At 68.7% G+C, this 24,435-nt stretch carries 18 protein-coding genes; all 18 read left to right on the top strand.

Annotated features, from left to right (window positions below):
• The first annotated feature begins 6 nt into the window (after nt 1–6).
• The 18 genes from DLJ58_RS27950 (at nt 7) to mmsB (ending at nt 24,276) form a co-directional block, all read left to right on the top strand.
• On the top strand, nt 7–1,155 hold the full coding sequence (locus tag DLJ58_RS27950) for an FUSC family protein (protein WP_124860707.1): 1,149 nt from the start codon (nt 7–9) through the stop codon (nt 1,153–1,155).
• Between the two features lie 91 nt (nt 1,156–1,246).
• Nucleotides 1,247–1,771: a hypothetical protein gene (locus tag DLJ58_RS27955; protein ID WP_124860709.1), complete on the top strand. Its 525-nt coding sequence runs from the start codon at nt 1,247–1,249 to the stop codon at nt 1,769–1,771.
• A gap of 72 nt (nt 1,772–1,843) precedes the next feature.
• The gene (locus DLJ58_RS27960; RefSeq protein ID WP_124860711.1) at nt 1,844–2,686 is read left to right on the top strand and encodes a DUF4097 family beta strand repeat-containing protein; all 843 of its coding nucleotides are present in this window, start codon (nt 1,844–1,846) and stop codon (nt 2,684–2,686) included.
• Nucleotides 2,687–2,721: 35 nt separating this feature from the next.
• Nucleotides 2,722–3,699: an ATP-binding cassette domain-containing protein gene (locus tag DLJ58_RS27965; protein ID WP_124860713.1), complete on the top strand. Its 978-nt coding sequence runs from the start codon at nt 2,722–2,724 to the stop codon at nt 3,697–3,699.
• On the top strand, nt 3,696–4,484 hold the full coding sequence (locus tag DLJ58_RS27970) for an ABC transporter permease (RefSeq protein WP_124860715.1): 789 nt from the start codon (nt 3,696–3,698) through the stop codon (nt 4,482–4,484). The genes DLJ58_RS27965 and DLJ58_RS27970 overlap by 4 nt, the downstream gene beginning before the upstream one ends.
• 807 nt (nt 4,485–5,291) lie before the next feature.
• The gene (gene araB / locus DLJ58_RS27975; protein WP_124860717.1) at nt 5,292–6,974 is read left to right on the top strand and encodes a ribulokinase; all 1,683 of its coding nucleotides are present in this window, start codon (nt 5,292–5,294) and stop codon (nt 6,972–6,974) included.
• Nucleotides 6,971–7,663 (top strand): L-ribulose-5-phosphate 4-epimerase, encoded by a 693-nt coding sequence (locus DLJ58_RS27980; protein ID WP_181518457.1) that lies wholly within the window; start codon nt 6,971–6,973, stop codon nt 7,661–7,663. Before araB ends, DLJ58_RS27980 begins: the two co-directional genes overlap by 4 nt.
• A gap of 129 nt (nt 7,664–7,792) precedes the next feature.
• Nucleotides 7,793–8,797: an ABC transporter substrate-binding protein gene (locus DLJ58_RS27985; RefSeq protein ID WP_425271352.1), complete on the top strand. Its 1,005-nt coding sequence runs from the start codon at nt 7,793–7,795 to the stop codon at nt 8,795–8,797.
• A gap of 189 nt (nt 8,798–8,986) precedes the next feature.
• Nucleotides 8,987–10,528: a sugar ABC transporter ATP-binding protein gene (locus tag DLJ58_RS27990; RefSeq protein ID WP_124860719.1), complete on the top strand. Its 1,542-nt coding sequence runs from the start codon at nt 8,987–8,989 to the stop codon at nt 10,526–10,528.
• A complete protein-coding gene (locus tag DLJ58_RS27995; protein ID WP_124860721.1) occupies nt 10,525–11,595 on the top strand; it encodes an ABC transporter permease in 1,071 nt (356 codons plus the stop codon). The genes DLJ58_RS27990 and DLJ58_RS27995 overlap by 4 nt, the downstream gene beginning before the upstream one ends.
• A complete protein-coding gene (gene yjfF / locus DLJ58_RS28000; protein ID WP_124860723.1) occupies nt 11,592–12,581 on the top strand; it encodes a galactofuranose ABC transporter, permease protein YjfF in 990 nt (329 codons plus the stop codon). Before DLJ58_RS27995 ends, yjfF begins: the two co-directional genes overlap by 4 nt.
• Nucleotides 12,582–12,607: 26 nt before the next feature.
• Nucleotides 12,608–14,110: an L-arabinose isomerase gene (araA, locus tag DLJ58_RS28005; RefSeq protein WP_124860725.1), complete on the top strand. Its 1,503-nt coding sequence runs from the start codon at nt 12,608–12,610 to the stop codon at nt 14,108–14,110.
• Nucleotides 14,111–14,447: 337 nt separating this feature from the next.
• Nucleotides 14,448–16,568: a family 43 glycosylhydrolase gene (locus DLJ58_RS28010; RefSeq protein ID WP_124860727.1), complete on the top strand. Its 2,121-nt coding sequence runs from the start codon at nt 14,448–14,450 to the stop codon at nt 16,566–16,568.
• 411 nt (nt 16,569–16,979) lie between these two features.
• Nucleotides 16,980–17,966 (top strand): LacI family DNA-binding transcriptional regulator, encoded by a 987-nt coding sequence (locus DLJ58_RS28015; protein ID WP_208741369.1) that lies wholly within the window; start codon nt 16,980–16,982, stop codon nt 17,964–17,966.
• Nucleotides 17,967–18,290: 324 nt separating this feature from the next.
• Nucleotides 18,291–19,946, top strand: coding sequence for a glycoside hydrolase family 27 protein (locus DLJ58_RS28020; RefSeq protein WP_124860731.1), 1,656 nt, complete (start codon nt 18,291–18,293; stop codon nt 19,944–19,946).
• Nucleotides 19,947–20,264: 318 nt separating this feature from the next.
• Nucleotides 20,265–21,407 (top strand): multiple monosaccharide ABC transporter substrate-binding protein, encoded by a 1,143-nt coding sequence (gene chvE / locus DLJ58_RS28025; RefSeq protein ID WP_124860733.1) that lies wholly within the window; start codon nt 20,265–20,267, stop codon nt 21,405–21,407.
• Between the two features lie 83 nt (nt 21,408–21,490).
• Nucleotides 21,491–23,029: a multiple monosaccharide ABC transporter ATP-binding protein gene (gene mmsA, locus DLJ58_RS28030; RefSeq protein WP_124860735.1), complete on the top strand. Its 1,539-nt coding sequence runs from the start codon at nt 21,491–21,493 to the stop codon at nt 23,027–23,029.
• Nucleotides 23,026–24,276 (top strand): multiple monosaccharide ABC transporter permease, encoded by a 1,251-nt coding sequence (mmsB, locus tag DLJ58_RS28035; protein WP_124860737.1) that lies wholly within the window; start codon nt 23,026–23,028, stop codon nt 24,274–24,276. The genes mmsA and mmsB overlap by 4 nt, the downstream gene beginning before the upstream one ends.
• Nucleotides 24,277–24,435 lie beyond the last annotated feature (159 nt).

Genomic DNA, 24,435 nt, shown 5'->3' on the forward strand with positions numbered 1-24,435 from the left:
GCCGCCATGGTCGCTGCCGGTCGGCGCGGAGCGGACGCGGGCCCGTCGACCGTCGCCCGGTGGTGGGACCGCTTGGTGGCCGCGTTGCGCGACCGGGTCCGTCGGGTACGAACCATCGGTGGCCTCGCCCTACAGGCCGGCCTGGCTGCGGCGCTGTCCTGGTTGGTGGCGCATTCGCTGCTGCAGGTGTCGCAGCCGGTCTTCGCGCCGATCTCCGCCGTCTCGACGCTCGCCGCGTCGGTCGGCCAGCGGTTGCGTCGCACCGTCGAGCTGATCATCGGTGTCACCGTCGGAGTGCTGATCGGCGACCTGCTCCTCCTGGTGATCGGCACCGGGTGGTGGCAGCTCGCCCTGATCGTCGTGTTGGCGATCGTCGTCGCGCTCTTCCTCGCGGGCAGCGCGGCGGTGGTGATCCAGGCGGGGGCGACGGCGGTGCTCATCGCCACGCTCAGCCCAACCGTCCGGGATCTTGAGATCCCCCGGTTCGTGGACGCGCTCATCGGGGGAGGGGTGGCCCTGCTGGTCACCGCCGTGTTGCTGCCGCTGAACCCGCTGCGGGTGCTCAACCGGGCTGCGCGGCCGGCGTTGGATCTCCTCGCGACCCAGCTCGACGCCACCGCCGAGGCGCTGGCTGAGCGGGATGCCGCTCGGGCCCGTACCGCCCGAGGTGAGCTGCGGCAGAGCGCGGGCCGGTTGAACGCGTTCGTTGAGGCGACCCAGGGCGCCCGGGAAGCGAGCATCCTGTCACCGGTGTACTGGCATCAACGGCACGGGCCGGTGGGCCGCTACGCGCAGGCGGCGGAGCCGATCGACCGGGCGATGCGCAACAGCGGCACCCTGATCCGACGATCGGTGACGCTCATCGAGGACGGCGAGCCGGTGCCGGAGTCGCTGCCGATGGCGGTGGCCGATCTCGCCGAGGCGGTCCGCCTGCTCAAGCGGCAGTTCGCCGCAGGCGCCGAGCCGAACCGAGCCCGGGAGCAGGCGCTACGAGCGGTCCGGACGGCCGGGCACGCCTATCGGGACGGCGTTGGCTTCTCCGGTGCGGTGGTGGTGGCACAGGTCCGGACGACCGTCAGTGACCTTTTGGTCGCCTCCGGCCTGAGTCAGGAGGACGCGAATCACCTGGTCCGGAGGCTCTTCGGCGACCTCTGAGAGCCAGGTGACCACCGGTGGAGCCAAGCGGCGGCATCTTTCTGAGCCATAGCTGTTGCACTCTGAGCCAGAGTGGTGCCATGATGGTGCCATGGAGCTGAGGTCATACGTCGAGAACCTGCGTAACGAGTTCGCCGTGGCCGCGGAGGGCGTGGACCCGGAGGCCCGGGCGCTGGCCGAACGACTCTTCGCGCAGTTGGAGGCGGCCACCCGTCTCACGCTGCTCGAAGCGCTGTCCGACGCGGCCGACGAGATCACCCGCGACCTCGCGCCGGGCTCGGTGCACGTTCGGTTGCGCGGGCGCGAGCCCGACTTCGTGGTGACGCCGGCCAGCCCGCCGGGCGAGGTGGCGAGCGAGCCCAGTGGCCCGCCACCGCTGTCGGTGCCGGTGTCCGCGCCCGAGGGTGACGACGGCGGCACCTCACGGATCAACCTGCGGCTGCCCGACCACCTCAAGGCCAGCGTCGAAGAGGCCGCCGGGCGCGCCGGGCTCTCCGTCAACGCCTGGTTGGTGCGCGCGGTCGCCGGTGCCGTCGGTGGGGGCGAGGCGGAGCGTCGTCCGCCCCGCCGTCCGGAGCCGCGCTCCGGCCAGCATTTCACCGGCTGGGCCCGCTGATCCCCTCGTACCCCACCCCATCACGCCGCTGACCAGCGGCGACCTCCGCCGACCACCTTTCGGGAGACCACCATGCCTGTTTTCGACACGCCAGAAGCGATTTCCGCCCGGATCGAGATCCCGGTCGGGGACGTCTGGATCGCCGCCAGCGACCGCACCGACACGGTGGTGACGGTGCGGCCCCGCGACCCGTCCAGCAAGGCCGACCTGAGTGCCGCCGAGCAGACCACAGTCGAGTACGCCGCCGGACAACTGGTGGTCAGGGTGCCGAAGAGCTGGCGTCGCTACGGGTTCGGTGCCGGGCCGTCGGTCGACGTCCTGATCGAGCTGCCGACCGGATCGGGTGTACAGGCCGAGTCGTCGTGGGCGGCGTTCCGCTGCGAGGGTCGGCTCGGCGAGTGCCGCATCAAGACCGGTGGCAACATCCGGCTCGACGAGACCGGGCCGTTGGACATCGACTCCAGCCACGGCGAGGTCGCGGCCGAGCGAGTCCTCGGCTCCGCCCGGGTGAAGGTGTCGTCCGGCAAGGTGCGTCTCGGAGTCGTCGACGGCAGCGCCGAGATCAAGAACTCCTCCGGTGACTGCTGGATCGGTAGCGGCGGCGGCGCCGTCCGGATCAACACGGCCTACGGCGACGTCACAGTGGACACCTCGCTGGCCTCGGTGACGGCCCGTACCGCCTACGGCAACCTCCGGCTGGGCGAGGTCGTCCGGGGAGTTGTCGAGTTGCAGACCTCCTACGGCGCGATCGAGGTCGGCATCCGTCGCGGGACGGCCGCCTGGCTGGACGTCAGTTCCAAGCACGGCCGTGTGCACAACGCGCTGGAGTCGACCGACAGCCCGGCGCAGACCGACGAGACGGTCGAGGTCCGCGCGAACACCTCCTTCGGCGACATCATGATCCGCCGCGCCTGACCCACCGCCTTCCGCCGACCACAAATGAGGAGATCATGACCAGCTCCATGAACCCCGCGATCGTCGCTACAGACCTGCGCAAGTCCTACGGCGACAAGGTCGTGCTGAACGGCATCGATCTGATGATCACCGAGGGCACCATCTTCGCGTTGCTCGGTCCGAATGGCGCCGGCAAGACCACCACCGTGCAGATCCTCTCCACCCTGATCGACGCCGACGGCGGCAACGCCCGCGTCTTCGGCCACGACCTGACCCGGGAACCCGACGCGGTACGCGCGCTGATCGGCGTCACCGGCCAGTTCTCCGCCGTCGACAACCTGCTCACCGGTCGGGAGAACCTGATCCTGATGGCCGACCTGTGCCACCTGGACAGGGCCGCCGGTCGACGGCGGATCGCCGACCTGCTCGACCAGTTCGACCTGACCGAGGCGGCGGGCAAGCCGGTGTCGACGTACTCCGGCGGCATGCGCCGACGGCTCGACCTCGCGATGACCCTGGTCGGCGAGCCCCGCGTCATCTTCCTCGACGAGCCGACCACCGGCCTCGACCCGCGCAGTCGCCGGGCCATGTGGCACATCATCCGTGCGCTCGCCGCCGAGGGCGTGACCATCCTGCTCACCACGCAGTACCTGGAGGAGGCCGACCAGCTCGCCGACCGGGTGGCGTTCCTCGACCACGGCCGACTGATCGCCGAGGGCACGCCGCGCGAACTCAAGCGGCTCATCCCGGGCGGCCACGTCGTGTTGCAGTTCGCCGACCAGGAGGGGCTCGATTCGGCGGCCCGGACGTTCGACGCCGCCACCCGGGACGACGCGGCCCTCACCCTCCAGGTGCCGAGTGACGGCGGGGTCGGCTCGCTGCGAGCCCTGCTCGACCAGCTCGACAGCGCCTCGATCAGCGTGTCGGGGCTCTCCGTGCACACCCCCGACCTCGACGACGTCTTCCTCACCCTCACCGGTCAGCCCGACACCCGGGCCGGCCGACCCGACCACGAAAGGGCTCCCGCGCGATGAGCACCCTCTCCCTCGCCGTCCGCGACTCGAGCACCATGCTGCGGCGAAACCTGCTGCACATGCGGCGGTACCCGTCGATGACGTTCCTGCTCATGGGCATCCCGATCATCATCCTGCTGCTCTTCGTCTACGTCTTCGGCGGCACGCTCGGCGCCGGTCTCGGCCCGTCCGGCGACCGCTCCCAGTACGCCAACTACGTCACCCCCGGCATCTTGCTCATCACAGTGGTCAGCGCCGCGCAGGGCACCGCCATCTCGGTCGCGATGGACATGACCGAGGGGATCATCGCCCGGTTCCGCACAATGTCGATCTTCCGACCGTCGGTCCTGACGGGTCACGTACTGGGCAGCCTGGTGCAGACCATGCTCAGCCTCGCGGCCGTCACCGTCGTGGCGCTGCTGGTCGGGTTCCGGCCCACCGCCAACCCGGTCGAATGGCTCGCCGCGATCGGCGTACTCGCCATGATCACCTTTGCGCTCACCTGGCTGTCCGTCGCCCTCGGCCTGGTCAGTGACAGCGTCGAGACGGCCAGCAACCTGCCCATGCCGCTGATCCTCCTGCCGTTCCTCGGCAGCGGGTTCGTCCCCACCGACTCCATGCCGACCGCGGTGCGGTGGTTCGCGGACTACCAGCCCTTCACTCCCGTCATGGAGACCCTCCGCGGCCTGCTCCTGGGTACCGGGATCGGCGCCAACGGGATCATCGCGGTCGTCTGGTGCGCCGTCATCACCGTGGGCTGCTTCCTCTGGGCCAAGGCCCTGTACAACCGCAACCGGACGGCCTGATCCGTCCGGCGCGCTCGGTCCCGCCAACGCAACGGAGAGCCGGCGGCTCGGCCCACAGGGGTCGGGCCGCCGGCTCGTGGCGTAGTGCGACCGGCGGGCCGGCGGCGCGAGTGCGCGATCGGGCGGCGGGTCGGCGGCGCGAGTGCGTGATCGACCGGCGGGCCGGCGGTGCGAGTGCGCGATCGGACGGCGAGTCGGCGGCGCGAGCGCGTGATCGACTCGGCTTTCGTGAAGTCGGCCGATCACGCCGCCGAGGACCCCGCGACTTCAAGGAGCGCGAGTGGATCTTGCTTTCCGGCACCGCCCGACGCGGCGTTGGGCGCGGGCGTCGACCGGGGTGCGCGGGCACGCCGGGACGTTGAATGTTATCGATAACACAGGCATGCCGTCCGGCTTTGCGGTGGGTGGGTCGCCCTCCGGAGCGCTCAGCCATGAGCCCGCGTGGCCGTCGATGGCTGTCGAGCGGATCCGGGCACGCGACCGCGACGCCCTGGGAATGTTATCGCTGCCATCACCGGCGGGGGAGAAGTGGTCGCTATCGGACGGCGACGCCGCGGTATGCGGCGCACTGGACCTGTCGCGCCGCCTGTCGACGGGTCTCCGGGTGGCACCCGTACCGGACCCGGGCGCCATTCGTCGGATGGTTGCCGCAGTTGGGGGTGGAATCTAGGGGTTTATGCCGGTCCGCTATCTACCCTCCCGAGTCGGTCCGCCTTCCGCGTTCCGTTACGGAGCTGTTGCGGGTAGATGTCTTGACGAGCCTGGATGTGAGCGTTAACACTATCCCCGTTAACGGTGGAGGTGAACATGAACCGTGTGGACGGAGCTGACGACCGCTACGTCGTCGGTGTCGACTACGGCACCCTGTCCGGGCGAGCTCTGGTGGTCCGTGTCGGCGATGGTGCCGAGTTGGGGACCGCGGTGCACGAGTACGGCGATGGCGTGATCAGCACGGCGCTTCCGGGAGGTCGAACGCTGCCCCCGGACTGGGCCCTGCAGAACCCACAGGACTACCGCGACGTTCTGCGGTACGCCGTCCCGGCGGCGGTGTCCGCCGCGGGGGTGGACCCGGCGGCGGTGGTCGGCATCGGCATCGACTTCACCGCCTGCACCGTGCTGCCGACGCTCGCCGACGGCACCCCGCTGTGCGAGACGCCCGAGTTGCGCGACCGACCGCACGCCTGGGTCAAGCTGTGGAAGCACCACGCCGCGCAGCCGCACGCCGACCGGATCAACGCGCTGGCCCATGAGCGGGCCGAGCCGTGGATCGGCCGGTACGGCGGCAAGATCTCCGCCGAGTGGCAGTACGCCAAGGGTCTGCAGATCCTGGAGGAGGACCCGGAGGTCTACGACCGGGCCGAGCGCTTCATCGAGGCGGCCGACTGGATCGTCTGGCAGCTCTGCGGCACCGAGACCCGTAACGTCTGCACGGCCGGATACAAGGGCATCCTGCAGGACGGTCACTACCCCTCCGAGGGCTTCCTGACCGCGCTCAACCCCAACTTCGGCGACTTCGTGGCCAAGCTGGACGGTCCGCTGCTGCCCCTCGGCGCCCGGGCCGGTTCGCTCACCGCCCAGGCCGCCGCCTGGACCGGCCTGCCGGAGGGGATCGCGGTGGCCGTCGGCAACGTCGACGCGCACGTCACCGCGGCGTCCGCGCAGGCGGTGCAGCCCGGTCGGCTGGTCGCCATCATGGGCACCTCCACCTGCCACGTCGTCAACGGCGCGGAGGTCGCCGAGGTGGCTGGCATGTGCGGTGTGGTGGACGGCGGCATCAGCCCCGGCGCGTGGGGTTACGAGGCCGGGCAGAGCGGTGTCGGCGACATCTTCGGCTGGTTCGTCGAGCATGCCGCCCCGGCCGGCGTCGACTCGCACGAACGCCTCACCGAGCTGGCCGCGAGTCAGCCCGTCGGCGGGCACGGCCTGATCGCGCTGGACTGGTGGAACGGCAACCGTTCCCTGCTGGTCAACCACGACCTCAGCGGGATGATCGTCGGCATGACCCTGGCCACCCGGCCGGCGGACATCTACCGGGCCCTGCTGGAGTCCACCGCGTACGGCACCCGGATGATCATCGAGGCGTTCGTCGACGCCGGAGTCCCGGTGAACGACCTGGTGATCGCCGGTGGTCTGACCAACAACGCGCTGCTGATGCAGATCTACGCCGACGTCACCAGGCGACCGCTGAACATCATCGCCTCGGCGCAGGGGCCGGCGCTGGGCTCGGCGATCCACGCCGCCGTCGCCGCCGGCGAGTTCCCCTCGATCCACGAGGCGTCGCAGGCGATGGGTCGGGTGCACGAGGCCGTCTACCGTCCGGACCCCGAGCGGGCCCGCGCCTACGACGCCCTCTACGCCGAGTACCGGGCGCTGCACGACCACTTCGGACGTGGCGGCAACGACGTCATGCTCCGCCTGCGGGCGATCCGCAACGCGGCGGTCGAGACCGCCGCGACCACCCACGAGACCCCGCTGGAGGTGGTGGCGTGAACGCCGAGGTGACCCGACAGATCGCCGAGCTGCGCGAGACCGTCGCCCGCCTGCACGCCGAGCTGACCCGGTACAACCTGGTCGCCTGGACGTCCGGCAACGTCTCCGCGCGGGTCCCCGGCCAGGACCTGATGGTGATCAAGCCGAGTGGGGTGAGCTACGACGACCTCACCGCGGCCACGATGGTGGTGTGCGACCTCGACGGCGTTCTCGTCGAGGGCGACTTCGCCCCGTCCAGCGACACTGCCGCCCACGCCTACGTCTACCGGGCCATGCCCGAGGTCGGTGGGGTCGTGCACACGCACAGCTCGTACGCGACCGCCTGGGCCGCGTGTGGGGAGTCGATTCCCTGCCACCTCACCGCCCAGGCCGACGAGTTCGGTGGGGAGATCCCGATCGGCCCGTTCGCGCTGATCGGCGGTGACGACATCGGCAAGGGCATCGTCGCCACGCTCGCCGGGCACCGCTCGCCCGCGGTGCTGATGCGCAACCACGGCGTGTTCACCATCGGCCGCGACGCCCGCGCGGCGGTCAAGGCAGCGGTCATGTGCGAGGACGTGGCCCGTACCGCGCACCTCGCCCACACCCTTGGGCAGCCGGTCCCGATGGCCCAGGCAGACATCGATGCTCTTTATGACCGTTACCAGAACGTCTACGGTCAACAACCAGTCGCACCGGCGGGTTCCTGACCCCTGCACCGATCATCCGGGACCCGTCGGTCTGCACCACGACGCACCAGCACGCACCACCCGCGTACGCCGCTTCTCGCACCTCGGCGGTTGGCGCGGTTACCCACCACATCCAGCCAAGGAGATTCGATGGGAAAGATGCGAACGCAGTCCGTTCGGTGGCGCGCTGCCGCGGTCCTCGCCAGCGTGCTGCTGGTCGGCGGCGTGGCGGCCTGCGGCAACAGCGACACCGGCGGCGGCGGCACCAAGGACGACGGCAAGATCACGATGGGCTTCTCCCAGGTCGGTGCGGAGAGCGGCTGGCGTACCGCGAACACCATCTCGATCAAGGAGGCCGCCGCGGCGGCCGGGATCGAGCTGAAGTTCGACGACGCGCAGCAGAAGCAGGAAAACCAGATCAAGGCGATCCGCAACTACATCCAGCAGAAGGTCGACGTGATCGCCTTCTCGCCGGTGGTGGAGTCCGGGTGGGACACCGTGCTCAAGGAGGCGAAGGACGCCGGCATCCCGGTCATCCTGACCGACCGCTCGGTGGACTCTGCCGACAAGTCGCTGTACAAGACCTTCCTCGGCTCGGACTTCGTCAAGGAGGGCAAGCTCGCGGGTGAGTGGCTGGTCGAGCAGAAGAAGACCGCCTCGGGTCCGGTGAACATCGTCGAGCTGCAGGGCAGCACCGGCGCGGCACCGGCCAACGACCGCAAGAAGGGCTTCGCCGAGGCGATCGCCGCCAACCCGAACCTGAAGGTCATCGCCTCCCAGACGGGAGACTTCACCCGGGCCGGCGGCAAGCAGGTCATGGAGCAGTTCCTCAAGGCCAACCCGAAGATCGACGTGCTGTTCGCGCACAACGACGACATGGGCCTGGGCGCTCTCGAGGCGATCACCGCCGCCGGCAAGGTGCCGGGCAAGGACATCACCATCATCACGATCGACGCCGTCAAGGACGGTATGCAGGCTCTCGCCGACGGGAAGTTCAACTTCATCGCGGAGTGCAGCCCGCTGCTCGGCCCGCAGCTGATGGACCTGGCCAAGAAGGTCAAGGACGGCCAGGAGGTGCCTGCTCGGATCGAGACGCAGGAGACCACCTTCACGTCCGAGCAGGCCAAGGAAGCTCTGCCCAACCGCAAGTACTGATCGACGACGGGGTCGCCGCGTTCGCGTGGCGGCCCCGCCGCGTCGCTTTCCTACCCGAAACGGACCGGGCTTGGCCCGCGACGACCTCCGAACCACGCCCGCCCGAGCGGCCCCCCAGGGTCGACCGGGCGGGCGTGGCGGGAGCGTAGCGGCCCTTCCGTGTCGACAACCCAGAAGAGGTCTGATGGGATGACGGATAGCCGTCCGGTCCTGACGATGACCGGGATCAGCAAGTCCTTCCCCGGGGTGCGCGCACTCCACGACGTCAACTTCCGGCTCTTCCCCGGCGAGGTGCACGCCCTGATGGGCGAGAACGGCGCCGGCAAGTCGACCCTCATCAAGGTGCTCACCGGCGTCTACGACACCGACGAGGGCGCGATCACCCTCGACGACGAGCCCGTGTCGTTCACCGGGCCGATGCAAGCGACCGCCGCTGGTGTCAGCACCGTTTTCCAGGAAGTCAACCTCTGCACCAACCTCTCGGTGGCGGAGAACATCTTCATCGGCCGTGAGCCTCGGCTCCTCGGCGCCGTCCGCTGGGGTGAGGTCCGCCGCCGCGCCCGGGACCTGCTGGCCCGCCTCGACCTCGCCCTCGACGTCAGCGCGCCACTCGGCTCGTACTCGCTCGCGATCCAGCAGATGGTCGCCATCGCCCGCGCGATCGACATCAAAGCGCGGGTGCTGATCCTGGACGAGCCGACGTCCAGCCTCGACGCCAGCGAGGTGGCGCAACTGTTCCGCATCATGCGGCAACTGCGCGACGAGGGCATCGCGATCCTGTTCGTGACCCACTTCCTCGACCAGGTCTACGAGATCTCCGACCGGATCACCGTGCTGCGCAACGGCGGGCTCGTCGGCGAGTACCTCACCACGGAGCTGCCCCAGCTCTCCCTGGTCGAGAAGATGATCGGCAAGGAGCTCGACGTCCTGGAGGGCATCGAGGAGCACTCCCGGCGGGACCTGGCCGCGCTGGAGGAGGGCACCCCCCTGGTGGCGGTGTCGGACTTCGGTCGGGCGGGTGCGGTCGAGCCGTTCAGCCTCACCATCCACGCCGGCGAGGTGGTGGGCCTGGCCGGCCTGCTGGGCTCGGGGCGTACCGAGGTCGCGCGGTTGTTGTTCGGGGCCGACCGGGCCGACGGCGGTCAGGTCGCGATCGACGGCGCGGCGGGCAGCCTGCGCACCCCCGCCCAGGCCATCGACCACGGCGTGGGCTTCTGTTCGGAGAACCGCCGTGCCGAGGGCATCGTCGCCGACCTGTCGGTCCGCGAGAACATGATCCTGGCCATGCAGGCGGCCCGCGGCTGGCTGCGGCCCATTCCGCGTCGCCGCCAGGACGAGCTGGTCGACAAGTACGTCAAGGCCCTCAACATCCGGCCCGCCGACCCGGAGGTGCCGGTACGCAACCTCTCCGGCGGCAACCAGCAGAAGGTGCTGCTGGCCCGGTGGCTGATCACCGAGCCGCGACTGCTGATCCTCGACGAGCCGACCCGGGGCATCGACATCGGCGCGAAGACCGAGATCCAGAAGCTCGTGACGCAGCTGTCCGACGGGGGCATGGCGGTGCTGTTCATCTCCGCCGAGCTGGAGGAGGTGCTGCGCCTCAGCCACAAGGTGGCCGTCATGCGGGACCGGCAGATGGTCGCGCAGCTCGCCAACGACGAGAGCCTGGACGCCGACCGCGTCATGCAGACCATTGCCAGCGGATCCCACCGGGAGGAGGCAGACCGATGAACGACACCATGAGCCGCTATCGGACGATGATCGGTCACCGGCTGTTCTGGCCCGCCGCCGTGCTGTTCGTCATGCTCGCCGCCAATACGATCTACCGGCCCGGGTTCCTGTCCATCGAGCTCAAGGACGGGCACCTGTACGGCACGCCGATCGACATCCTGCGGCTGAGCGCACCGCTGATCCTCGTCGCGTTGGGCATGACCCTGGTCATCTCCACCGGCGGCATCGATCTGTCGGTGGGCTCGCTCTGCGCGATCAGCGGCGCGATCGCCTGCATGTACATCAGCAAGCAGCCCGACCAGAACAGCCTTGGCGTGGTGGTGACCGCCCTCGCGATGGCGCTGGGTGTCTCGCTCGTGCTCGGCGCCTGGAACGGGGTTCTGGTGGCCGTGATCGGTATCCAACCGATCATCGCCACCCTGATCCTGATGGTGGCCGGCCGGGGTCTCGCCCAGCTGATCACCGAGGGCCAGATCATCACCATCAACTCCGAGCCGTACCGGGCGATCGGCCTGGGCCACGCGCTGACCCTGCCGCTGGCCATCTTCATCGCCCTCGCCGCGGCCCTGCTGGTCGCCGCGTTCACCCGTCGCACCGCACTCGGCATGATCATCGAGTCGGTGGGCGGCAACGCCATGGCCAGCCGCCTCGCCGGCATCCGGTCCGGCCGGGTCATCTTCCTGGTGTACGTGATCAGCGCCGCGTGCGCCGCGGTCGCCGGTTTCATGATGACGGCAAACGTCTCCAGCGCCGACGGCAACGCCGCCGGTCTCTGGGTCGAGTTGGACGCGATCCTCGCGGTCGTCATCGGCGGTACGTCGCTCGCGGGCGGCCGGTTCTTCCTCAGCGGCACGATCATCGGCGCGCTGATCATCCAGACCCTGACCACCACGGTGTACGCCATGGACATCTCACCGCAGACCTCGCTGCTGTTCAAGGCGGTCGTCGTCATCGCCGTCTGCCTCATCCAGGCGCCGGCCTTCCGGGCCCGGTTCAGCCGACGTAGGCGCAACGCCCCGCCGCCCGCCACCATCGTCGACAAGCCGAAGGAGCAGGTGCCGGCATGACCACTGGAACGCTTACCGCCGGTCGTACCCGGTTCCGGCTGCCGAGGAAGCAGATACCGGTCCTGGCGACGCTCGCCCTGCTGCTGGTGATGTACGGCATCGGCGTCTCGCAGTACACGGCGTTCTCCAACGTCCAGGTCATCTTCAATGTCTTCATCGACAACGGCTTCCTGCTCGTCGTCGCGGTGGGCATGACCTTCGTGATCCTCACCGGTGGCATCGACCTGTCGGTCGGTTCGGTGGTCGCCATGACGGCGATGGTGTCGGCCGCGCTGCTGCAGGACGGCATGCCGGCGGCGCTTGTGCTGGTCATCGCCCTGCTCATCGGCCCGACGCTCGGCTTTCTGATGGGCTGCGTCATCCACTTCTTCGAGATCCAGCCGTTCATCGTCACGCTCGCCGGGATGTTCTTCGCCCGGGGCATGTGCACGTTCATCTCCGGCGCGTCGATCCCGATCACCGACGGGTTCTGGACCTCGATGTCGCAGGAGCGGATCGGTAACCCGCAGGGCAACTTCGTGTCGATCAGCGTGCTGGTCGCCTTCGTGGTGGTCGTCATCGCCGCGTACACGCTTGCCTACACCCGGCTGGGACGCAACGTGTACGCCATCGGGGGCAACCCGCAGTCGGCGCTGCTGATGGGCCTGCCGGTGGGGCGGACCCGGATCGCCGTCTACACGATCAGCGGTCTGTGCTCGGCCATCGGCGGGATCCTGCTGTCCTTCTACACCCTCTCCGGCGCGCCGCTGATCGCCGTGGGGATGGAGTTGGACGTCATCGCCGCCGTCGTCATCGGTGGCACGGTGCTCACCGGCGGCGCGGGTTACGTCTTCGGCACGGTGCTCGGCGTGCTGGTTCTCGGCGTGATCCAGACCCTCATCACCTTCGATGGGAGCCTCAACTCCTGGTGGACCAAGATCGTGATTGGCGGTCTGCTCTTCGCGTTCATCCTCCTTCAGCGCCTCATCGGAATCCGTTACAAGTGACCGCCCCTCTCGCGGAAGGCAACTCCATGGCACCACACACCGAACCCGAGATCTGGTTCCTCACCGGCAGCCAAGGCATGTACGGCGAGGAGACGCTCCGCCAGGTGGCCGAGCAGTCTCGCCAGATCGCGGCCGCACTCGACGACTCGCCGCAGATTCCCGCCCGCGTGGTCTGGAAGCCCGTCCTGACCAACAGCGGTGAGATCCTGCAGGTCTGCCGGGAGGCCGCCGCTCAGGGTGCCGTCGGGGTCATCGCCTGGATGCACACGTTCTCACCGGCCAAGATGTGGATCTCCGGTCTGGACGCGTTGCAGACACCGCTGCTGCACCTGCACACCCAGGCCAACGTTCTGCTGCCGTGGAACGACATCGACATGGACTTCATGAACCTGAACCAGGCCGCCCACGGCGACCGTGAGTTCGGGTACATCCAGACGCGTCTCGGTGTGGCCCGTAAGACCGTGGCCGGGCACGTCAGCGACCCGCGGGTGACCACTCGGATCGGGGCCTGGGCCCGCGCCGCGCTGGGCTGGTCGGCGATGCGGTCGCTGCGCCTGGCCCGCTTCGGCGACAACATGCGCGACGTCGCGGTGACCGAGGGCGACAAGGTCGAGGCCGAGCTGCGGTTCGGGGTCTCGGTCAACACCTACGGCGTCAACGACCTGGTCGAGGTGGTCGGCGAGGTCACCGACGCGCAGGTGGACGACCTGGTCAAGGAGTACGAGGACACCTACCGCATCGTCGGCGAACTGTTGCCCGGTGGCGAGCAGCACGACTCGCTGCGGTACGCCGCGCGCGTGGAGTTGGGCATGCGCGCCTTCCTGGACGCGGGCGGGTTCCGGGCCTTCACGACGAACTTCGAGGACCTCGGTGGGCTGCGTCAGCTGCCGGGCATCGCCGTGCAGCGCCTGATGGCGGACGGCTACGGCTTCGGCGGTGAGGGCGACTGGAAGACCTCGGTCCTGGTCCGCACCCTCAAGGCGATGTCGGTGGGCGTGAGCGGCGGCACGTCGTTCATGGAGGACTACACCTACGACCTCACCCCGGGCAACGAGTTGGTGCTCGGCGCCCACATGCTGGAGGTCTGCCCGACGATCGCCTCCGACGTGCCCAACGTGGAGATCCATCCGCTGAGCATCGGTGGCCGGGAGGACCCGGTCCGGCTGGTGTTCGACGCCGCGCCCGGTCCGGCCGTGGTGCTCGGGCTGTCCGACATGGGGGAGCGTTTCCGGCTGGTGGCCAACGAGATCGACGTGGTGGCGCCGCCCCAGCCGCTGCGCCGGTTGCCGGTTGCCCGCGCCGTCTGGCGTCCGCGTCCCGACCTGCCGGTCTCGGCCGAGGCGTGGATCACCGCGGGCGCTCCGCACCACACCGTGCTGTCGCAGGCGGTGGGCGTGGAGGAGCTGCACGACCTGGCGGAGATGAGCCGCACCGAACTCGTCGTCATCGACGCCGCCACGGAGCCTCGCCGCTTCGCCGACGAGCTGCGCTGGAACCAGGCCTACTACCGGCTGGCCCGCGGCTTCTGATTCACGCGGTCGGACCGCACGAAACGGGTGGTCCACCCCTGCCTGCGGGCGGGGGTGGACCACCCGTTCGCGTGTGCGCCATCCGGGCCACGAGGCGGTTGTGTTACGCCTTGACTAACAGCATGTTATCGCTCACAGTCTATAACCAAGATGGTCGATGTCGTTGGCTGGTCCGGCCGCGCGCACGTCCTACCCCCGCGGTTTCGGCACCTCGTCACCGCGACGGTCGGGCGATCGGTGTTAGCGATCACATGGCCGGGCGTGGTCAGCTCGGTGCCCCGCCCGGTGCCGCGGACGCCGACCCAGACCGCACGGTTCGCGTCAGCAGAGGAGGATCATGCTTTCCATCGGTCGGGTTCCCCGGGGTGCGCCACGACGGCGCGGGTGGCTGTCGAGACTCGCCGTCGCCGCGATGGTGCTGGTGGTCGGTGGCGCCGCTGCTGCCGTCGCCTCGTCGCCCGCGTCAGCGGCCACCGTCGACACCAGCGCCTGGTACGTGTTGGTGAACCGCAACAGTGGCAAAGCCGTGGACGTGTACAACCTGGCTACGAACGACGGTGCGCGGATCACCCAGTGGACGCGTAACAACGGCAACCAGCAGCAGTGGCAGTTCGTGGACTCCGGAGGCGGCTACTACCGACTCAAGTCGAGGTTGTCGGGCAAGGTGCTGGACGTCTCGGGCTTCTCGACCGCCAACGGCGCCAGCATCGTGCAGTGGAGCGACAACAACAGCACCAACCAGCAGTTCCGGCTGGCCGACTCGGACGGCGGCTACGTCCGGTTGATCAACCGCAACAGCAACAAGGCGATGGAGGTGCAGGGCGCCTCGACCGCCGACGGCGGAAACATCGTGCAGTACGACGACTGGAACGGCACCAACCAGCAGTGGCAGCTCGTCCGCGTCGACGGCGGGACCGACCCCACGACGCCACCCCCCACCACGCCGCCCCCGTCGAACGGGTCGTTCTCGAACCCGGCCGTCTGGCAGGACTTCGCCGACGTCGACATCATCCGGGTGGACAACGCCTACTACATGTCGGCGTCCACCATGCACTACTCGCCTGGCGCTCCGGTCCTGCGCTCGTACGACCTGGTGAACTGGGAGTTCGCCGGTCACTCCGTGCCTCGACTCGACTTCGGCTCGAAGTACGACATGAGCGGTGGTAACGCCTACGTCGACGGCATCTGGGCGTCGACGCTGAACTACCGGCCGAGCAACCGGACGTACTACTGGGCCGGGTGCATCGATTTCGCGCAGACCCACATCTACACGGCGTCCGCCGTCGACGGCACCTGGAGCAAGCACACCACCATCCCCAACTGCTACTACGACGCGGGGATGCTGATCGACGACAACGACACCATGTACGTGGCGTACGGCAACGGGACCATCAGCGTGGCGCAGCTGTCCGCGGACGGGAAGTCCCAGGTTCGCGCCCAGCAGGTGTACACCACGCCGTCGAGCATCGGCACGCTGGAGGGCGCCCGCTTCTACAAGCGCAACGGCGCCTACTACATCTGGCTCACCCGCCCCGCCAACGGCCAGTACGTGCTGAAGTCGACGAACGGCCCGTTCGGCCCGTACGAGCAGCGTCAGGTGCTGCTCAACCTGCCCGGCCCGATCTCCGGTGGCGGTGTGCCACACCAGGGTGGGCTGGTGCAGACCCAGAACGGCGACTGGTATTACATGTCCTTCGTCGACGCGTACCCCGGTGGCCGGATGCCGGCCCTGGCCCCGATCACCTGGACCGGCGACGGCTGGCCCGTGCTGCAGACGGTCAACGGCACGTGGGGCAGCTCGTACCCGAAGCCGAACCTGCCCGCGCCGCCCCGGGCGGTCAAGCCGCTCACCGGCACCGACACGTTCGCCGGCACCACGCTCGGCCCGCAGTGGGAGTGGAACCACAACCCGGACAACAGCAAGTGGTCGGTCAACAACGGGCTGAACCTGCAGACCGCCACCGTCACGGGCGACCTGTACAAGGCGCGCAACACGCTGACCCACCGCATCCAGGGCCCCACCTCGACCGCGACGATCGAGTTGGACTACTCCACCATGCGCGACGGTGATCGCACCGGCCTGGCGGTGCTGCGCAACTCGTCGGCCTGGATCGGAGTCCGACGGGACAACGGCTCCACCCGACTGGTCATGCAGAACGGTCTGACGATGGATGGCAGCTGGAACACCACCAGCACCGGCAGCGAGGTGGCGAGCACCGCTGTCTCCGGTGGCCGGATCTGGTTGCGCGCCAACGCCGACATCAGACCCGGCTCCGGCCGACAGGCTCGTTTCTCGTACAGCACCGACGGGGTGAACTTCACCTCGTTCGGCAACGCCCTGACGCTGGCGAACAACTGGCAGTTCTTCATGGGCTACCGATTCGCCATCTTCAACCACGCGACGCAGTCGCTCGGTGGCGCGGTCACCGTGCGGCGGTTCGACCTGACCACCCCGTGACACCGGTCACATGACGATCGATCTGACCGGTGGCGCTGGCGATGCAGCCCTGGCGGCATGTGAAGTCCGCGCCACCGCGTCAGGTCCTCGCCGGCCTGTTCCACGCTCTGTCCAGGAGCGAGGGCAGGCCGGCGAACCACATCGGGACCGTGCCCGTACCGGTTGGTTGGCGACTCCGGACGGGCATCGCGTCGTACGGCTTCGGCGCGTGGAGTGGTCCCCGCACAGCCGTGCCGTGTTCGGGACCGTTGCTGGCGTAGACTGTCGGCGATCCAGCGCTGGTCACCTGGGATTCAGCACCGGCGTGGTGACTGAGCGAGGGGGATCGGGCCGGGCCGCTCCAGTCGACGTCGACGGGCCGCGGGCCGGCGATGTAGCGGGGGGAGTGAAATGGCCGTCCACGGTCCCGCGATGACGGACGTTGCTCGTCTCGCCGGTGTCTCCCATCAGACGGTGTCGCGGGTGCTCAACGGGCACCCCAACGTCCGTGAGCAGACCCGGCTTCGGGTACGCGCGGCGATCGCCGAACTCGGCTACCGCCCCAACGGCGCGGCACGCGCTCTGGTGACCGGTCGATCACAGGTCATCGGTGTGGTCGCGCAGAACACGACGCTCTACGGTCCGGCGTCGCTGCTGGCCGCCCTGGAGCAGACCGCCGCCGAAGAGGGCTTCGCGGTCAGCGTCGGCAGCGTGCGCAACCTGGACCACCGCTCCATCTCGGCGGCCGTCGAGCGGCACCTGTCGCACCGGGTCGCCGGCATCGTGGTCATCGCCCCGGTCGAGTCGGCCGGCGAGGCGCTGGAGCGCCTGCCCAAGGATGTCCCGCTGGTCACGGTCGACGGTGACCCGGGTCGGCCGGTGCCGTTGGTGACGGTCGACCAGGTGGCGGGCGCCCGGGCGGCGACGCAACATCTGCTCGACGCCGGGCACCGCACCGTCTGGCACGTCTCCGGGCCGACCGACTGGTTCGACAGCGTGGGTCGGATCGACGGCTGGCGGCAGGCGTTGCTGGCCGCCGGGCTGGATCCGCCGCCGCCGATGCCGGGGGACTGGTCCGCGGCGTCGGGTTACCGGTGCGGGCAGATGCTGGCGCGGATGCCGGAGGTCACCGCCGTCTTCACCGCCAACGACCATCTCGCGCTGGGCGTGCTGCGGGCGCTGCACGAGTTCGGTCGACGGGTGCCGCACGAGATCAGCGTGGTCGGCTTCGACGACGTGCCGGAGGCGGCGTACTTCATTCCGCCGCTGACCACCGTCCGACCGGACTTCGACGCGGTGGCGCGAGCGAGCCTGCAGATGCTGCTGTCCCAGATCGAGTCGGGCACCGGTGGGGCGCTGCGGCAGACCATCGCCCCCGCTCTGGTCGCCCGCGAGAGCGTCGCTCCACCTCGTCGCTGACGGTCGGACCGACCGGAGGTCGCCCATCGCGTAGTGCGGGGTGCGGTCCCGCCGCCGCTCTCCGCCCAGCGGCGCACGCAGTGCGGGTCCGTGCCAGCGTGCGCCAATTTTCGGCTTCCTCGCTCGATAAGACGCAACTCGATGGGTTGCACAGCGTGACCAATCGATGTCGAGCGATACTAAGCGGTGAAGGTATTGAACCTCGTGAAATGTCGCCGTAACATGATGGGCGTCTCTGTTAACGCTAACAAAGATTGGCGTCCACTATCGGCGTGCCGACCAGAGATCGTAATCACGGGCGGGCGTCACCGACAAGGAGGCTCGATGAACCGCAATACCCGAGGTCGTCGCTGGGGGAGCGCACTGGCTGCCGGAATTCTGCTCGCCGGTGCCCTGGTCGGCCTTCGCGCCCCGACGGCGCAGGCACTGGACAACGGCGTGGCGCGCACTCCCCCCATGGGCTGGAATTCGTGGAACTCGTTCGGCTGCAACATCAACGAGGCGCTGATCCGGCAGACGGCGGATGCGATCGTCAGCAGCGGCATGCGGGACCTGGGCTACAACTACGTCGTGGTCGACGACTGCTGGTTCAACCCCAACCGGGACAGCTCCGGCAACATCCAGGGCGACCCCGGCCGGTTCCCCAGCGGGATGAAGGCGCTCGGCGACTACCTGCACGCCCGGAACCTGAAGTTCGGCCTCTACCAGGTGCCGGTCGACAAGACCTGCGCGCAGTACTTCGGTTCCTACCCCGGCGCGACCGGCAGCCGTGGCCACGAGGTGCAGGACGCGCGCCAGTTCGCCGCCTGGGGTGTCGACTTCCTGAAGTACGACTGGTGCTCGCCGGAGGGCAGCATCAACGACCAGGTGACCACCTTCGCCAAGATGCGTGACGCGCTGGCCGCCACCGGCCGACCGATCGTCTACAGCATCAACTCCAACAGCATCCACGCCAAGACCGGCCCGCAGCGCAACTGGGGCGACGTGGCGAACATGTGGCGAACCACCGAGGACATCACCAACGCGTGGGACACCGGCCAGAGCAACGGTTACCCGATGGGCATCCAGAACATCATCAACGTGACCGTTCCGCTGGCGTCCTACGCGAGGCCGGGTGGGTTCAACGACCCCGACATGATGGAGATCGGCCGCGGCGGCATGAACGACACGGAGATGCGCAGCCATTTCGCGATGTGGGCGATCATGGCGTCTCCGCTGATCGCCGGCAACGACGTGCGGAACATGAACGCCGCGACGCAGACAATCCTCAAGAACGCCAACCTGATCGCGATCAACCAGGACTCGCTCGGGTTGCAGGGGACGCAGGTGTCGTTCGACGGCACGCGTCGGGTGCTGGCCAAGCGGCTCGCCAACGGTGACGTCGCCGTGGCCCTCTTCAACCAGGGCGGCTCGACGACGACGATCTCGACCACGGCCGCGGCCATCGGCAAGTCCGGCTCGTCGTTCACCCTGGTGGACGCGTGGACCGGTGGCACCAGCTCCAGCAGCGGGACCATCAGCGCCAGCGTCCCCGCGCACGGCACTGTGGTGTACCGGGTCAGCGGTGGCGGAACCACTCCTCCGACGACGCCGCCGCCGACCACGTCGAGCGCGTATGCCAGCGCTGCCTCCGGCCGCTGTCTCGACGTGCCGAACAGCAACACGACCAACGGCACACAACCGGTCATCTGGGACTGCAACGGCGCCGCCAACCAGCGCTGGACCCGCAGCGGTCAGGCCCTGCAAGCTCTCGGCAAGTGCCTGGACGCGCCGCTGAACGCCACGGCCGGCGCCAAGGCGCAGCTCTGGGACTGCAACGGCGGGACCAACCAGCAGTGGACGGTCAACGCCAACGGCACGATCAGCAACACGCAGTCGGGTCTCTGCCTGGACGTCAACAACAACGGCACGGCCAACGGCACCACGGTGATCCTCTGGACCTGCACCGGAGCGGCGAACCAGCGGTGGTCGCAGCGGTAGCCGATCGGGACCGCCGACCGCCGACCGCCGAGGTCGCGGCGACCCACCTGATCCGGCGTGATGCTGGTGCCCGCGGACGACAGACGTCGTCCGCGGGCATCGGTCTGTAGAGTGCTGCGGACGACCACGCTGAGTCGCCGCGTCCTGCCCTTCCGGTGGATCGGCCACATGGCTACGCTCGCCCAGATGCTCCGTTACGAGACCGTGACACCGGTATTACGGATCTGGTGTTGACGCAATCTATGTGAGCGCTAACACTACCCGAAAGATGACAGTTGGCCCCGGCAGTCGGCGGGGGAGTCCAGAGAGGAGAAGCCCGTGGGCAGGAAATTCCTGGTTGCTCTCGGCGGCGCGGCACTCGCGCTGAGTTTGGCGGCGTGCAGCGGCGGGGGTGCGGGCAGCGGTGAGAAGTCCGGCGACGAGAAGCCGAGCGATCTGACCATCGGTGTGTCGATGCCGACCCAGACCTCGGAGCGGTGGATCGCCGACGGCAACGCGGTGAAGTCGAAGCTCGAGGCCAAGGGCTACAAGGTCGACCTCCAGTACGCCGGCGACGACATCCCCACGCAGTCGCAGCAGGTCGACCAGATGATCACCCAGGGTGCGGACGTCCTGATCCTCGCCGCGATCGACGGCACTGCCCTCAGCAGCCAGCTGCAGGCCGCCGCGGCCGCGAAGATCCCGGTCATCTCCTACGACCGACTGATCCGTGGCAGCAAGGACGTCGACTTCTACGTCAGCTTCGACAACTACAAGGTTGGCGTCGCCCAGGGCACCGCGCTGCTCGTCGGTCTCGGCCTGCTGAACAAGGACGGCTCGAAGGGCACCGCCAAGGGGCCGCTGAACGTCGAACTCTTCGCCGGGTCGCTGGATGACAACAACACCCAGTTCTTCTTCGGCGGCGCGATGGACACGCTGAAGCCGTTCATCGACGACGGCACGCTCGTCGTCAAGTCCAAGCAGACCACCCCCGAGCAGGTAGCCACCCTGCGGTGGCAGCAGGAGACCGCGCAGAAGCGGATGGAGAACCTGCTCACCTCGGCCTACAACGACGGCTCGAAGGTCGACGGGGTGCTCTCGCCGTACGACGGCATCTCCCGCGGCATCATCACCGCCCTGCAGAACGCCGGCTACGGCAAGGGCGCGAAGAAGCTCCCCGTGGTGACCGGCCAGGACGCGGAGATCGCCTCGATCAAGCTGATCAACGACGGCGTGCAGAGCTCCACGGTCTTCAAGGACACCCGGCTGCTGGCCGAGCAGGCCGTGAACGCGGCCGAGGCCTTCCTGCAGAAGAAGCAGCCGCAGGCCAACGACACCAAGACGTACAACAACGGCGTCAAGGTCGTCCCGGCGTACCTGCTGCCGATCGCGACCGTCTACAAGGACGACATCAAGGCGACGCTGATCGACTCCGGCTACTGGACGGCGGAAGAGGTCGCCGCCGGTCAGGCCAAGAAGTAAGCCACTCGTCGGGCCCGGCGGTCACCCGCCGGGCCCGACGCCTGGGCGCGTACCACGTCCAGACCTGACGGAGGACAGTGACCATGGACGACACCATCCTCGAGATGCGTCGCATCACCAAGACCTTCCCCGGCGTGACCGCGCTGGAGGACGTCACCCTCGCAGTGCGCCGCGGGGAGATCCACGCCATCTGTGGTGAGAACGGCGCCGGCAAGTCCACCCTGATGAAGGTGCTGTCCGGCGTCTACCCGTCCGGCTCGTACGACGGCGAGATCCTCTTCGACGGCAAGCCGATGCAGTTCCGGGGCATCCGCGACAGCGAGGCCAACGGCATCGTCATCATCCACCAGGAGCTCGCCCTGGTGCCGTACCTGTCGATCGCGGAGAACATCTTCCTCGGTAACGAGCGTCGCGGCCGCAGCGGGCTCATCGACTGGAACTTCGCCAACGCCGAAGCGGCGAAGCTGCTGGCGTCCGTCGGGCTGCACGAGAACCCGGTCACCCCGGTCATCCAGCTCGGCGTCGGCAAGCAGCAGCTCGTGGAGATCGCCAAGGCGCTGTCGAAGAAGGTGCGCCTGCTCATCCTGGACGAGCCGACCGCCGCGCTCAACGACATCGACTCGGCGCACCTGCTCGACCTGTTGCGGGCCCTCAAGGAGCAGGGCATCACCTGCATCATGATCTCGCACAAGCTCAACGAGATCACCGCCATCGCCGACTCGACCACGGTCATCCGCGACGGCCGCGCCGTGGAGACCCTCGACATGCGGTCCGACGAGGTGACCCAGCAGCGGATCATCCGGGGCATGGTCGGGCGCGACCTGGACAGCTTCTACCCCGACCGCGAGTCGTCCCCCGGTGACGAGGTCCTGCGGATCGAGGACTGGACCGTGCGGCACCCGGTCCAGGACCGGATGGTCGTCGAGGGCGTCGGGCTGTCCGTACGCGCCGGAGAGGTCGTCGGCATCGCGGGCCTCATGGGCGCCGGGCGGACCGAGCTGGCCATGAGCGTCTTCGGTCGGTCCTACGGGCGCGACATCCGGGGCCGACTCTTCGTCCACGGGCGGGAGGTGCAGGCGCGCACCGTCGCCGAGGCGATCGACAACGGCATCGCCTACGTCACCGAGGACCGCAAGCGCTACGGCCTCAACCTCATCGACGACGTGCGGCGCAACGTGTCCGCCGCCGCCTTGGACCGGCTGTCCCGCCTGGGCTGGGTGAACGGCAACGAGGAGATCAAGGTTGCCGAGACGAGCCGCAAGGAGATGAACATCCGGACGCCGAGCGTCATGGCGGTGGTCGGCAAACTCTCCGGTGGCAACCAGCAGAAGGTCGTCCTGTCGAAGTGGCTGTTCACCGACCCGGACGTGCTGATCCTCGACGAGCCCACCCGCGGCATCGACGTCGGCGCCAAGTACGAGATCTACACGATCATCAACCGGCTGGTGGCCGCCGGTAAGGCGGTGATCGTCATCTCCTCCGAGCTGCCGGAGCTGCTCGGAATGTGCGACCGCATCTACACCCTCGCCGCCGGCCGGATCACCGGCGAGATGCCGGTGGCCGAGGCAACTCAGGAGAGCCTCATGGAGCTGATGACCAAGGACAAGGAGCTCGTCGGATGACCAGCATCAAGACCCCTTCGACGGAGCACCCCACGCCCCCGGACAGCCCGCCCGCCGCCGCCCTGCACAGCGGGACGAACGACCTGCGGGCGCTGGTGTTGAACAACCTGCGGCAGAGCGGGATCTACGTCGCCCTGGTCGTCATCGTCGCGCTCTTCGCGGTCCTGACCGACGGGGTGCTGCTGAGCCCCGGCAACATCACCAACATCGTCCTCCAGTACTCGTACATCCTGGTCCTCGCAATCGGGATGGTCATCCTGATCATCGGCGGGCACATCGACCTGTCGGTCGGATCGGTCGTCGCGCTCACCGGAGCGGTCTCCGCCGTCCTGGTGATCCAGCAGGGCCATCCCTGGTGGATCGGCGTCGTGGCCGCGCTGGTCGTCGGCGTCGCGGTCGGGGCGTGGCACGGGTTCTGGGTGGCGTACGCCGGCATTCCGGCCTTCATCGTGACCCTCGCCGGCATGCTGCTGTTCCGGGGTCTGACCCTGCGGGTGCTCGACAACATCTCGCTGTCGCCGTTCCCGTCCGAGTACCAGCAGGTCGCGGCCGGCTTCCTCAACGGCCTGCTCGGTGGGCAGGGCTTCGACGCCTTCACATTGCTGATCGGTGCCATCGCCGTGGCCGGCTACGCGGTCAGCGGCTTCCGCACCCGCGTGGCGCGGATCCGCTACCAGCAGCCCGTCGAGTCGTTCCCGCTCTTCGTCGCCCGGGTCGTACTGGTCGGCGCGGTCCTCATGTACTTCGCCTGGCAGCTGGCACACGCCCGAGGGCTGCCGATCGTCCTGATCATCCTGGCGGTCCTGGTCCTGGTCTACGGCCTGCTCACCCGGCGTACCGTCTTCGGTCGCCAGGTCTACGCGATCGGCGGCAACCTGTCGGCGGCGGCGCTGTCCGGGGTGAAGGTCCGCACCGTCAACTTCTGGATGTTCGTCAACATGGGCTTCCTGGCGGCGGTGGCCGGCGTCATCTACTCGTCGCGGTCGAACGGCGCCCAGCCCGCCGCCGGCAACATGTTCGAGCTGGACGCGATCGCCGCGGCCTTCATCGGCGGCGCGGCGGTCACCGGTGGCGTGGGCACCGTGGTGGGCGCGATGGTCGGTGGTCTGATCATGGCGGTGATGAGCAACGGCATGCAGCTGATGGGCATCGACCAGTCGACCCAGTCGGTGGTGAAGGGTCTCGTCCTGCTCGTCGCGGTCGCCTTCGACGTCTACAACAAGCGCCGCGCCGGCACGGCCCGCTGACGCCTGCACGAAGCTGAGATGGCCCCTGACCGCGACGCGGTCAGGGGCCATCTGCGTTCCCACCGACTCCCGCGATCTTGCACTTGGTGTCGACGATCTGCGGCTTATGTAGCAGAAGTCGGGACAGAAAGTGCAAGATCGACGGGGCGGTGGGGTGGG

It is taken from the genome of Micromonospora arida (assembly GCF_003857035.1).
Lineage (GTDB): Bacteria > Actinomycetota > Actinomycetes > Mycobacteriales > Micromonosporaceae > Micromonospora > Micromonospora arida.